The organism is Pseudomonas sp. SWRI179 (genome assembly GCF_014268705.1).
Classification (GTDB): Bacteria; Pseudomonadota; Gammaproteobacteria; order Pseudomonadales; family Pseudomonadaceae; genus Aquipseudomonas; species Aquipseudomonas zanjanensis.
Map to the genome: position 1 here is coordinate 52,859 of NZ_JABWRA010000015.1, position 12,495 is coordinate 65,353.

At 58.9% G+C, this 12,495-nt stretch carries 12 protein-coding genes and 2 tRNA genes; 1 reads left to right on the top strand and 13 read right to left on the bottom strand.

Going from position 1 to position 12,495, the window contains the following annotated elements; genetic code table 11:
* Positions 1–21: 21 nt before the first annotated feature.
* The 11 genes from infB to rlmE form a co-directional block, all read right to left on the bottom strand.
* The gene (gene infB / locus HU767_RS10910; RefSeq protein WP_186705986.1) at positions 22–2,541 is read right to left on the bottom strand and encodes a translation initiation factor IF-2; all 2,520 of its coding nucleotides are present in this window, start codon (positions 2,539–2,541) and stop codon (positions 22–24) included.
* A gap of 27 nt (positions 2,542–2,568) precedes the next feature.
* Entirely contained in the window at positions 2,569–4,050 is a 1,482-nt protein-coding gene (gene nusA, locus HU767_RS10915; protein WP_003177868.1) for a transcription termination factor NusA, read from the bottom strand.
* Between the two features lie 59 nt (positions 4,051–4,109).
* On the bottom strand, positions 4,110–4,568 hold the full coding sequence (gene rimP, locus HU767_RS10920) for a ribosome maturation factor RimP (protein ID WP_053118762.1): 459 nt from the start codon (positions 4,566–4,568) through the stop codon (positions 4,110–4,112).
* A 140-nt stretch (positions 4,569–4,708) separates the two neighbouring features.
* A tRNA-Met gene (locus HU767_RS10925) sits at positions 4,709–4,785 on the bottom strand.
* Between the two features lie 97 nt (positions 4,786–4,882).
* Positions 4,883–4,968, bottom strand: a tRNA-Leu gene (locus HU767_RS10930).
* Positions 4,969–4,989: 21 nt separating this feature from the next.
* Entirely contained in the window at positions 4,990–5,373 is a 384-nt protein-coding gene (secG, locus tag HU767_RS10935) for a preprotein translocase subunit SecG (protein WP_025211789.1), read from the bottom strand.
* A 4-nt stretch (positions 5,374–5,377) separates the two neighbouring features.
* On the bottom strand, positions 5,378–6,133 hold the full coding sequence (gene tpiA, locus HU767_RS10940) for a triose-phosphate isomerase (protein ID WP_186729523.1): 756 nt from the start codon (positions 6,131–6,133) through the stop codon (positions 5,378–5,380).
* 66 nt (positions 6,134–6,199) lie between these two features.
* Positions 6,200–7,537, bottom strand: coding sequence for a phosphoglucosamine mutase (gene glmM / locus HU767_RS10945; RefSeq protein ID WP_186705984.1), 1,338 nt, complete (start codon positions 7,535–7,537; stop codon positions 6,200–6,202).
* Positions 7,538–7,553: 16 nt separating this feature from the next.
* Entirely contained in the window at positions 7,554–8,405 is an 852-nt protein-coding gene (gene folP / locus HU767_RS10950; protein ID WP_186705983.1) for a dihydropteroate synthase, read from the bottom strand.
* Between the two features lie 8 nt (positions 8,406–8,413).
* Positions 8,414–10,327 carry an ATP-dependent zinc metalloprotease FtsH gene (gene ftsH / locus HU767_RS10955; protein WP_053118351.1) on the bottom strand — a complete coding sequence of 638 codons (1,914 nt, stop codon included), beginning with the start codon at positions 10,325–10,327 and terminating at the stop codon, positions 8,414–8,416.
* Between the two features lie 200 nt (positions 10,328–10,527).
* The gene (gene rlmE / locus HU767_RS10960; protein ID WP_003177853.1) at positions 10,528–11,160 is read right to left on the bottom strand and encodes a 23S rRNA (uridine(2552)-2'-O)-methyltransferase RlmE; all 633 of its coding nucleotides are present in this window, start codon (positions 11,158–11,160) and stop codon (positions 10,528–10,530) included.
* Positions 11,161–11,265: 105 nt separating this feature from the next.
* Here rlmE and HU767_RS10965 point away from each other — a divergent pair, with 105 nt between their 5' ends.
* Positions 11,266–11,574, top strand: a complete 309-nt coding sequence (locus HU767_RS10965) for a YhbY family RNA-binding protein (RefSeq protein ID WP_003177852.1) — start codon at positions 11,266–11,268, stop codon at positions 11,572–11,574.
* A gap of 10 nt (positions 11,575–11,584) precedes the next feature.
* Here HU767_RS10965 and HU767_RS10970 read toward each other — a convergent pair whose 3' ends face one another.
* On the bottom strand, positions 11,585–11,989 hold the full coding sequence (locus HU767_RS10970) for an MFS transporter (RefSeq protein ID WP_186729544.1): 405 nt from the start codon (positions 11,987–11,989) through the stop codon (positions 11,585–11,587).
* Positions 11,990–12,017: 28 nt separating this feature from the next.
* Entirely contained in the window at positions 12,018–12,494 is a 477-nt protein-coding gene (gene greA / locus HU767_RS10975) for a transcription elongation factor GreA (protein ID WP_030139783.1), read from the bottom strand.
* Position 12,495 lies beyond the last annotated feature (1 nt).

Below are 12,495 nucleotides of genomic sequence, written 5' to 3' on the forward strand. Positions count from 1 at the left end.
GCGGCTCTTGAAGTGCGCGAGTTAGAGGCTGCGAGCAACCTGGACCTTCTCGAAGACTTCGATCTTGTCGCCAACCTTGACGTCGTTGTAGCTCTTGACGCCAATACCGCATTCCATGCCGGCACGCACTTCGGAAGCGTCATCCTTGAAGCGACGCAGGGATTCCAGCTCGCCTTCGAAGATCACGATGTCTTCACGCAGTACACGGATCGGACGGTTACGGTGAACGACACCTTCGATCACCATGCAACCGGCGATGGCACCGAACTTCGGCGAACGGAACACGTCGCGAACTTCGGCCACGCCCAGGATGTTCTCCCGGACGTCGCTGCCCAGCATACCGGTCAACGCTTTCTTGACGTCTTCGATGATGTCGTAGATCACGTTGTAGTAACGCATATCCAGGCCTTCCTGCTCGACGATCTTGCGAGCGCCGGCATCGGCACGCACGTTGAAGCCGAACAGTACAGCGTTGGAAGCCAGTGCCAGATTGGCATCGGACTCGGTGATACCACCGACGCCGCCACCGACCACACGCACTTGCACTTCGTCGTTACCCAGGCCATTCAAGGCGCCGTTCAACGCTTCCAGGGAACCACGGACGTCGGATTTGAGGACGATGTTGAGCGTCTTCTTCTCTTCCTGGCCCATGTTCTCGAAGATGTTTTCCAGCTTGCCAGCGTGAGCACGAGCCAGTTTGACTTCGCGGAACTTGCCTTGACGGAACAGAGCCACTTCACGGGCTTTCTTCTCGTCAGCCACAACGCTCATCTCGTCGCCAGCGTCCGGGGTACCATCCAGGCCGAGGATCTCGACCGGGATAGCCGGACCGGCTTCCTTGATAGGCTTGCCGTTCTCGTCGAGCATGGCGCGCACGCGGCCATAGTTCGAGCCGACCAGCACCATGTCGCCTTGACGCAGCGTACCGTCCTGGACCAGGACCGTTGCAACCGGGCCACGGCCCTTGTCGAGGCGCGATTCAACCACAACACCACGGCCAGGTGCCGAAGGCGTAGCGGTCAGTTCGAGAACCTCGGCTTGCAACAGAACGGCTTCGAGCAGTTCGTCAACACCAGTACCCATCTTCGCCGAGACCGGAACGAATGGAGTGTCGCCACCCCACTCTTCGGAGGTCACGCCGTGGACCGACAGTTCGCTGCGGATGCGATCGAGATCGGCGCCCGGCTTGTCGATCTTGTTCACCGCAACCACCAGCGGCACGCCAGCAGCCTTGGCATGCTGAACGGCTTCGATGGTTTGTGGCATCACGCCGTCGTCCGCTGCAACCACCAGGATCACGATGTCGGTCGCCTTGGCACCACGGGCACGCATCGCGGTAAACGCGGCGTGACCCGGGGTGTCGAGGAACGTCACCATGCCGCGGTCGGTTTCAACGTGGTACGCACCGATGTGCTGGGTAATACCACCCGCTTCACCGGCCGCCACCTTGGCGCGACGAATGTAGTCGAGCAGGGACGTTTTACCGTGGTCGACGTGGCCCATGACGGTCACGACCGGAGCACGGGAAACCGCCTCGCCTTCGAACTTCAGGGACTCGGCCAGGGAATCTTCCAGGGCGGTGTCGCTGACCAGGGTCACTTTGTGGCCCAGCTCTTCAGCAACCAGTTGGGCAGTTTCCTGGTCCAGTACCTGGTTGATGGTGGCTGGCGTACCCAGCTTGAACATGAACTTGATGATTTCAGCAGCCTTGACCGACATCTGCTGGGCCAGATCGCCCACAGTGATGGTCTCGCCGATCTTCACTTCACGCACGACAGGGCCGGTAGGGCTCTGGAAACCGTGGGCGTTGCGTTTCTTCAGCTTGGCCTTGCCGCGACCGCCACGACGGAAGCCGTCGCTTTCTTCGTCGGTGGTACGTGGCGCAACACGAGGTGCTGGCGCCTTTTCCTTGACCGAAGCACGATGAGGCGCGTTCTTGCGCTCACCATCGCCGCTGCCACGACGGTTGTCGTCGGCACGTGGCTTGTCCGGACGACGCTGTTCGTCGCGCTTGCGAGTGTCGGCTGGAGCCGGGGCAGCAGCCACGACTGGCGCCGCTTCGCGCACAGGTTCGGCGGCCGGGGCAACAGCCTCGACGGCTTCTACCGGAGCGGTCTGCGCAGCAGCAGGCTGGCGGCGCGCTTCTTCTTCGGCGCGACGCTTGGCTTCTTCTTCAGCCTTCTGGCGAGCAGCATTTTCTACTGCGCGACGTTCTTCCTGTTCGCGTTTGCGCTCGGCTTCGATTTCTTCCGGGCTGCGCTGTACGAAGACTTTCTTCTTGCGTACTTCAACGCTGATGCTTTTGCTACCGGCAACACGCAGGGTGCTGGTGGTTTTACGCTGCAGAGTGATCTTGCGCGGTTCTTCCACTTTTGCCTTGTGACTGCTCTTCAAGTGAGTCAGCAGGGACTGCTTTTCACTGTCGGTCACATGTTCCTCGGCGGCGGTGTGCGGCAGACCTGCCTCACGCATCTGCTGCAACAGGCGCTCTACCGGTGTTTTGACCTCATCGGCCAGTTGTTTCACCGTGACTTGCGTCATGCACTTCTCTCCTCAGGCCGCGCCTAATTACTCGAACCAGTGGGCTCGGGCGGCCATGATCAACTTGCCGGCACGATCATCGTCAATGCCGTCGATGTCGAGCAGATCGTCAATAGACTGCTCGGCCAGGTCTTCGCGGGTAATTACGCCGCGCACCGCCAGTTCCATCGCCAAATCCTTGTCCATGCCCTCAAGCGAGAGCAGGTCTTCGGCCGGATGGGCGTCTGCCAGCTTTTCCTCAGTAGCGATGGCTTTGGTCAACAAACGATCCTTGGCCCGAGCGCGAAGCTCGTTGACGATTTCCTCGTCAAAGCCGTCGATGTTGAGCATTTCCTCCACCGGTACGTAGGCAATCTCTTCCAGGCTGGTAAAGCCTTCATCCACCAGCACCTGCGCCAGCTCTTCATCGACTTCAAGCTCTTCGATGAAGTTGCGCAGGATGTCGCCGGTTTCAGCTTGCTGCTTAGCCTGGATGTCCGATTCGGTCATCACGTTCAGGGTCCAGCCAGTCAATTGGCTGGCCAGACGCACGTTCTGACCACCGCGACCGATGGCCTGAGCCAGATTGTCTGCGCCAACGGCGATGTCCATGGCGTGGGCATCTTCGTCGACGATAATTGCCGCCACTTCAGCAGGCGACATGGCATTGATCACGAACTGAGCCGGGTTGTCGTCCCACAGGACGATGTCCACGCGCTCGCCGCCCAACTCGCCGGATACGGCCTGGACACGCGAACCACGCATGCCGATGCAGGCACCTTGTGGGTCGATACGCTTGTCCTTGGAGCGGACCGCGATCTTGGCGCGCGAACCCGGATCACGGGAAGCGGCCATGACTTCGATCAGGCCTTCAGCAATTTCCGGCACTTCGATGCGGAACAACTCGATCAGCATTTCCGGCGCTGTACGCGACAGGATCAGCTGCGGGCCCCGGTTCTCGGTGCGGATTTCCTTGAGCAGCGCACGCAAACGCACGCCAACCCGGAAAGTTTCGCGAGAAATGATGTCTTCGCGAGCCAGCAACGCTTCGGCGTTGTTGCCCAGGTCGACGATCACGTTGTCGCGGGTGACTTTTTTCACGGTGCCGGAGATGATTTCCCCCAGGCGCTCGCGATAAGCGTCGACGACTTGCGCGCGCTCGGCTTCGCGAACCTTCTGCACAATGACCTGCTTGGCAGTCTGTGCAGCGATGCGACCGAATTCGATGGACTCGATTTTTTCTTCGACGACATCACCGACCTTGGCGCCCGGGTGCGTTTCCGCAACCTTGCTCGGCCAGGTTTCGATAGCTGGATCGTCCAGGTCGGCTTCCTCGACCACCGTCCAGCGACGGAAAGTCTCGTAGGCACCGGTGTGGCGATTGATCTCCACACGCAAATCAACTTCGTCTTCGAACCGCTTCTTGGTAGCAGTGGCCAGAGCCAGCTCCAGCGCTTCAAAAATAACGTTAGCCGGTACGCCCTTTTCATTGGATACCGACTCAACAACCAGCAGTACTTCTTTGCTCATCGTACGCCTCGCCTTTCGCAAGCCATTGGATCCGCGGGATCCGCAGTATCTGGCACGTATCAGTCAAAACTGGGAATAATGTTGGCCTTGTCGATCATATCGATCGGCAACAGGAACTCATGGTCATCTACCTGCACCACGACGTCCTGCTCTTCTACACCGCGCAGAAGGCCTTGGAAGTTGCGTCGACCTTCGAAAGGCGAGCGCAGCTTGATCTTCACTTGTTCACCGGCAAACAAAGCGAACTGTTCAAGTGTGAACAGGGGGCGCTCCATGCCAGGCGAGGAAACTTCAAGGGTGTACTCGGAGGTGATTGGATCTTCAACATCCAGTACACCGCTGATCTGACGGCTGACGATGGCGCAATCGTCCACCAACACGCCGCCTTCCTTATCGATATAAACGCGCAACAGTGAGTGGCGACCTTGAGCCGAAAACTCAATACCCCAGCATTCATAGCCAAGGGCCACGACCACCGGGGCCAACAAGGCCTGCAACTGTTCTAGCTTGCTCGACACCTGAACCCCCTCGTGCATGTTTGTGCATGCTGTGCAAATAAAAAAAAATGGGCGAATCGCCCATCCCTGAAACGCCGTCGAATAGCGGCGTTATAAAGTGTCCAGCTAACAAAAAGCCCCTTGGAAGGGGCCCCTGAAACTGGTTGCGGGAGCCGGATTTGAACCGACGACCTTCGGGTTATGAGCCCGACGAGCTACCAGACTGCTCCATCCCGCGACAAAGCTGGGGCGGAAGTATACGACCGATCCCTTACAGGGTCAATGTAACCCTTCCACCTACAAGAAAGCCCGCAATCGCGGGCTCTCCTGATAATTGGTACCGAGAAGGGGACTCGAACCCCTACACCCTATGGGCACAACCACCTCAAGGTTGCGTGTCTACCAATTCCACCACCTCGGCAATACAGCGTTTGAAACCTTCTTACTTCTGCTCTTGAGCTGGAGGCACGTCAGTCGCCGGGTTGGCCGACTTTTGCTCTTGAAGCACCGGGACATCATCAGAAGCCGGTTGTTGCTTTGGCGCTTCCAATACCGCTGGGTTTGGCAGACCTACTTGAGTCAGCTCGTGAGCTTTCTCTTTAGCAAAGTAACCTAACCCCAAGCTGGTTATGAAGAAACCGGCGGCAAGTATAGCAGTAAACTTACTGAGAAAGGTAGAGGAACCTTGGCTTCCGAACACAGTATTTGAAGCACCTGCACCGAAAGACGCACCAGCATCCGCACCTTTACCCTGCTGCAGCAATACGAGAGCAACTACGCCCAGTGCACCCAGCAGATGAAAAACGACTACGACTGTTTCCAGCATTTTTTCAGTTTCCCGCGGCGCGACAGATCGCACCGAACTCATCTGCATTCAGGGACGCTCCACCAATGAGCCCCCCATCGATATCCGGCATGCCGAACAGTTCGACCGCATTGGCCGCCTTCACGCTGCCGCCGTATAGAAGCCGCACACCTCGTGCCACTTCAGAATTCTCTGCCGCCAACTGCGCGCGGATGGCTGCGTGCACATCCTGCGCCTGTTGCGGCGAAGCAGTCAGCCCAGTGCCGATGGCCCAGACTGGCTCGTAAGCAATGATCGCCTTTGCAAAAGCACCGACACCCAGCTCCTCGATGATGCTGCCCAGCTGACGCTCGACAACCTCAAGGGTCTTGCCGGCCTCACGCTGCTCGCGGGTTTCCCCTATGCACAACACCGGAGTCAGACCACAGGCCTGGGCCGCAGCAAATTTGCGGATCAAGGTCTTGTCCTGCTCGCCCATGATCTGGCGACGCTCGGAGTGCCCGACCAGGACCAGGGAACAACCTGCATCCACCAACTGACTCGGTGCAACCTCACCGGTCAACGCACCTTGCATGGCTTCCATCGCAGAGTTCTGCGCGCCGACCGAAATCGACTTGCCCTTCAAGCCATCAATCACTTGATTGATATACAAGCAAGGCGGGAAAACCGCGACATCAACACCGCTTGGCAAGGCCAGATGACGAAGGCCATTGATCAGCTCAGCGACGCTGGCGCGGGTACCGTGCATCTTCCAGTTACCAGCTACCATAGGGCGACGCATGCTGTACCTCGTCGGTCAAAGTGGGCGCAGATGTTACCCAACGGATTCATGACTGGCAAGCCGAATTCAGGCAGAAACTTCAGTAACCAGTTTTGCCAGCTCTTCGGCATAACCGCGAACTTGCGCTTCATCCTCGCCTTCGACCATGACACGCACCAACGGCTCTGTGCCGGACTTGCGCAACAACACGCGTCCACGCCCCGCCATCGCTTGCGTTACACGCTCGCTGGCCTGCTTGACCTTCGCATGCTCGAGAGGGTTTACACCGCCACCGAAACGTACATTGATCAACACTTGCGGGCATTTGCGCAACGCCTGGCGCGATTGTGCGAGCCCCTCGTTGCGCGCCTTGAGTGCCATCAGCACCTGCAAGGCCGCGATGATCGCATCACCGGTGGTGGTGTGGTCGAAGCACACGATGTGGCCGGAGTTCTCGCCCCCGATCACCCAGTTGCGCTCCAGCAACTCCGAGATCACGTAGCGGTCGCCCACATTGGCCCGCACGAACGGGATATCCAAGTCCGCCAGGGCCAGTTCCAGCCCAAGGTTACTCATCAACGTGCCGACCACGCCGCCCTGCAGCTTGCCACGCCCATGCAGGTCGCGAGCAATGATGAACAGCAGCTCGTCACCATCGACAACCGTGCCGGTGTGATCAACCATCAGGACCCGATCACCGTCACCATCGAAGGCGATGCCCAGATCAGCCTGCTCGGCCAGCACCGCAGCCTGCAACGCCTCGGTATGGGTGGAACCACAGTTGTGGTTGATGTTCAGGCCATTGGGCTGGGCGGACAGCACCACCACTTCGGCGCCCAGTTCGCGAAAGACGCTCGGCGCGACCTTATAGGTTGCCCCGTGGGCGCAATCGACGACGATTTTCAGGCCAGAAAAACTGGTGCCGGTCGGCACACTGCCTTTGCAGAACTCGATGTAGCGACCCGACGCATCGTTGATCCGCGACACCTTGCCGATCTTGCTCGACTCGACCACCGTCATCGGGGTGTCCAGCAGCTCTTCGATCATCAGCTCAATATCATCCGGCAGCTTGGTACCCTGGCCGGAGAAGAACTTGATGCCGTTGTCATCATGGGGGTTGTGCGAGGCACTGATCACGATGCCTGCCTGGCCTTGGAACGTACGGGTCAGGTAGGCGATGGCTGGCGTCGGCATCGGGCCGAGCAGCATCACATCGGCGCCCGCCGATGTCAGGCCGGCTTCGAGGGCCGATTCGAACATGTACCCGGAAATTCGCGTGTCCTTGCCCACCAACACCTTGCAGGCGCCCATCTTGCGGAACGCCATGCCGGCCGCCCAGCCGAGCTTGAGCATGAAATCAGGGGTAATGGGGTATTCGCCGACCCGACCACGAATACCGTCGGTGCCAAAATATTTCTTGCTCATAAGTGCTCCGTCATTCTTATTCGGCTGAATCCACAGCTGCGATCATCCGCACGACATCCATCGTTTCGGCCACATCGTGCACGCGCAATATGCGTGCACCTTTACCAAGGGCCAAGGCCGCCAGGGCGAGACCGCCATACAGGCGCTCGCCCACCGGGCGACCCAAGGCATTGCCTATCATGCTCTTTCGCGAGACCCCGACCAACAGGGGCCGCCCCAGGGCATGCAAGGCTTCCATATGTTTAAACAGGCTCAGGTTGTGTGCCAGTGTCTTGGCAAAGCCGAACCCGGGATCAAGAATGATCCGCTCGGCAGGGATGCCCACGGCAGCACACTGACCCAGACGCGCCACGAGGAACTCACCCACTTCCCGGGTGACGTCATCATAGTGCGGGTCGTTCTGCATGGTCCCCGGTTCGCCGAGCATATGCATCAGGCACACCGGCAACCCCGTGTCCGCCGCAGCATCCAGGGCACCATCGCGCTGCAAGGATCGAACATCATTGATCAGGCCCGCCCCCAGCCGTGCAGTTTCGCGCATGACCGCAGGCGTGGATGTATCGACCGAGATAATGACATCGAGCTCGCGATGGATGCGCTCGACAATCGGCGCCACCCGCTCCAATTCCTCGGTAGGCGAGACCGCCCGCGCGCCCGGCCGAGTCGATTCGCCCCCCACATCGATCAGCGTTGCGCCGGCGGCCACCATGGCCTCGGCATGCCGCAGTGCAGCATCGAGCTGGCTGAATCGACCACCATCGGAAAAGGAATCAGGGGTGACATTGAGAATGCCCATGACATGTGCATGGGCCAAATCAAGAACCCGGTTGCCGCAAGGCAACCGGGTCGAGGACTGAACAGAAGTCATTTCAAGCCTTAGACATCAGCGGCCGGGCCGCCAATCGGTGTTTCCGGACGCTCACCCTGTACCGCCGGTGGCGTGCCGGAAGTACCGGTACCGCCGCCCGACCAGTCACGCGGTTCACGAGGCTCGCGCCCCGCCATGATGTCGTCGATCTGCTCGGCATCGATGGTTTCATACTTCATCAGGGCATCGGCCATGGCATCGAGCTTGTCACGGTTGTCCGTGAGAATCTGCCGGGCAGTGCCATAACACTGGTCGATGATGCTGCGCACTTCGGAGTCGATAAGCTTGGCCGTCTCGCCGGAGAAGCTTGCATGCTGGCCACCGCCACCACGACCGAGGAACACCTCGCCCTCTTCCTCGGCGTACATCAGCGGCCCCAACTTCTCGGACAGGCCCCACTTGGTGACCATGTTCCGGGCGATCTGGCTGGCGCGCATGATGTCGTTGGACGCCCCCGTGGTCACACCGTCGAAGCCCAGCGTCATCTCTTCAGCGATACGACCGCCGTATAACGAACAGATCTGGCTGATCAATGCGCGCTTGGACAGGCTGTAGCGATCCTCTTCCGGCAGGAACATGGTCACGCCCAGGGCACGACCGCGCGGGATGATCGAGACTTTGTAGACCGGATCATGCTCGGGCACGACACGACCGACGATCGCGTGGCCCGCCTCGTGATACGCGGTGTTCTGCTTTTCTTTCTCCGACATGACCATGGATTTGCGCTCCGCGCCCATCATGATCTTGTCCTTGGCCAGCTCGAACTCCTTCATTTCCACGACGCGCTTGCCAGTGCGAGCAGCAAAGAGCGACGCTTCGTTGACCAGGTTCGCCAGGTCAGCACCGGAGAAGCCCGGCGTACCACGCGCGATGACGGCCGGAGCAACGTCGTCACCCATTGGCACCTTGCGCATATGGACCTTGAGGATCTGCTCGCGACCACGAATGTCCGGCAGCCCCACCACGACCTGACGGTCGAAACGACCTGGACGCAGCAGCGCAGGGTCAAGTACGTCAGGACGGTTGGTGGCGGCAATCACAATGATGCCGTCGTTCATTTCAAAACCGTCCATCTCGACCAGCAACTGGTTGAGGGTCTGTTCACGCTCGTCGTGACCGCCACCCATGCCGGCGCCACGATGGCGACCGACGGCGTCGATTTCGTCGATGAAGATAATGCAGGGTGCGTGCTTCTTGGCCTGTTCGAACATGTCGCGGACACGACTGGCGCCCACGCCGACGAACATTTCGACGAAGTCGGAACCGGAAATCGTGAAGAACGGCACCTTGGCTTCACCGGCAATCGCCTTGGCCAGCAAGGTTTTACCGGTACCGGGCGGGCCGACCATCAGCACGCCACGAGGAATACGACCGCCCAGGCGCTGGAACTTGCCCGGATCGCGCAGGAATTCAACCAGCTCGCCGACTTCTTCCTTGGCTTCGTCGCAACCTGCGACGTCGGCCAAGGTGGTTTTCACCTGGTCTTCGGACAGCAGCCGGGCCTTGCTCTTGCCAAAGCTCATCGGCCCGCCCTTGCCTCCACCGCCGCCCTGCATCTGGCGCATGAAGAACATGAACACGGCGATGATCACCAGGATCGGGAAGCTGGCGACCAGGAGCTGGGTCCAGATGCTTTGCTGCTCAGGCTGCTTGCCTTCGACCACGACATGGTTGTCCACCAGGTCACCGATCAAGCCATTGTCCTGGATTGCCGGACGAATGGTCTTGAAGCTGTCGCCATCGGTGCGCTTGCCGGTAATCACATAGCCATCAACGGCTACACGCTCGACCTTGCCATCCTTGACCTGCTGGATGAAGTCGGAATAGTTGAGGGTCTGCGGCTCGTTAGGACTGGAGAAGTTGTTCATCACGGTCACCAGGACAGCGGCGATGATCAACCACAGGATCAGATTCTTTGCCATATCGTTCAATTAACTACCCTCTGAAGCAAGCTCCGCTACTGGCGCGCGCTTCGCATGATATTCACCGGCCTAACTTACTACATTACCTACGACTCTGGCAGGCGCCGTCTGTAACCCTTTGTGAAACACTTTCTACACATTATTCGCTAATGCTCACGGGACGAAATACGAAAAACCTATCGCCCCGGTCGAAAAACCTCTTATTCCTCACTGCGACCACGGAAACCACGGCCTAGCAGGTACTGCTCACGGGAACGATCACGCGATGATTTCGGCTTGCGCGTCGTGACCTTCTCGAACTGCTTGCGCACGCTCTTGTGATATTCGTCGAAGCCTTCACCCTGGAAGACCTTGATCAAAAAATCACCACCTGGCTTCAACACCCGAGTCGCAAGATCCAGCGCCAACTCGCACAGGAACATCGATCGCGGCATATCAACAGATGCCAATCCACTCATATTGGGGGCCATATCGGAAATCACAAGGTCCACCTCGTTTTTTCCAACCGCTTCAAGGATCTGCGCCAGCACGGCGTCCTCGGTAAAGTCGCCCTGAATGAAGGTCACATCCGGGATGCTGTCCATTTCCAGGATATCGGAAGCGATCAGTGTGCCTTGCCCACCAATCAGACGACTGGTCACTTGGGACCAGCCACCCGGGGCGGCGCCCAAGTCGATCACGCTCATGCCTGGACGGATCAAACGGTCTCTTTCCTGAATCTCCAGCAGCTTGTAGCTGGCACGGGAACGATACCCGTCCTTTTGCGCCATTTTCACGAATGGGTCGTTGAAATGCTCTTGCAGCCATTTAAGACTTGTCTTGGAACGGGCCACGGGCCACCTCAAAAATAAAACGGGTCGTGATTAAGTGGGCGGTCCCGGACTTGCTCGGGTAAACTGGCCGCCGCTTTTTACAAGATCAGACGCAGGGGTCAGATTATGCCGCTCACTCAAGAGCAGAAGAAACAATACAAATCCATTGGCCACCATCTGAAACCGGTTTTGACTGTGGCTGACAACGGTTTGACTGAAGGTGTACTCGCCGAACTGGAACGCGCCTTGGGCGATCACGAGCTGATCAAGATCAAGCTCAACATCCTCGATCGCGAAGCCCGCCTGGCTGCCGTTGCCGAACTGTGCAAGACCGGCAAGGCAGACCTGGTGCAGGTCATCGGCAAGATGGCGCTGATTTATCGCAAGAACTTCAGCGTCAACAAGCAACTGTCGAACGTTCACCGCTTCAAGTGATGTCAAAGGGTCAAGGGTGTGCCTCGCACACCCTGCCGCTCCACCCGGGAACCGGCTGCAACACCAGCACCAAACCGGAAAAGCCCAGCACCAGGTAACTGAATACCTGCCACTGGCTCGCATCCGGCCAGCCGAGATGCACCGCAAAGAACATCCCGCACGCATACATCGACATGAGCAGCAACTGCCCACGAATGTCGCGCCATAGACTGGCAAGGCCTTCAGCCTGAACCAGCACCAAAGCCTGAAACATCACGCACGCCGCGGAAAACGCCACCAGCAGCACCGTCAGCATGCCGGCGATTTCATCGATGAGCAGCGGTGCCAGGCCGACTCGACCCAGCACCGGCAGCAAACCAATGTGCAACAACCAGATGCCGCCCACCCATAACATCTGGGTGAGCTGCCAGATCATGGCGCCGGCTCGCAGCGGGCGCCTTCGTTCAGATGTGACGGACTTCGACAATCTCATACTCGATGACACCACCCGGCGTCTTCACCGCAACCACATCACCCTCTTCCTTGGCAATCAAGGCGCGAGCAATGGGTGAACCGACGGAAATCTTGCCGAGCTTGATGTCTGCCTCGTCCTCGCCAACGATCTGGTAGGTCACGCTTTCATCGGTCTCGACGTTAGCGATCTCCACCGTGGTGCCAAAAATGACCTTGCCGGTGTGCGGAATCGTCGTGACATCGATGATCACCGCATTCTGCATGCGGCCTTCAATGTCACGGACACGCGCCTCGACCATCCCCTGCTCCTCTCGGGCAGCGTGGTATTCGGCGTTTTCCTTCAGGTCGCCCAGCTCACGCGCTTCACCGATAGCCTGGCTCAAGCGCGGGCGCTCGACCTTGGTCAGGAAAGCGTGTTCTTCTTCCAGGGCCTTCGCGCCCTGAACAGTCATCGGGTACTTGGTTATG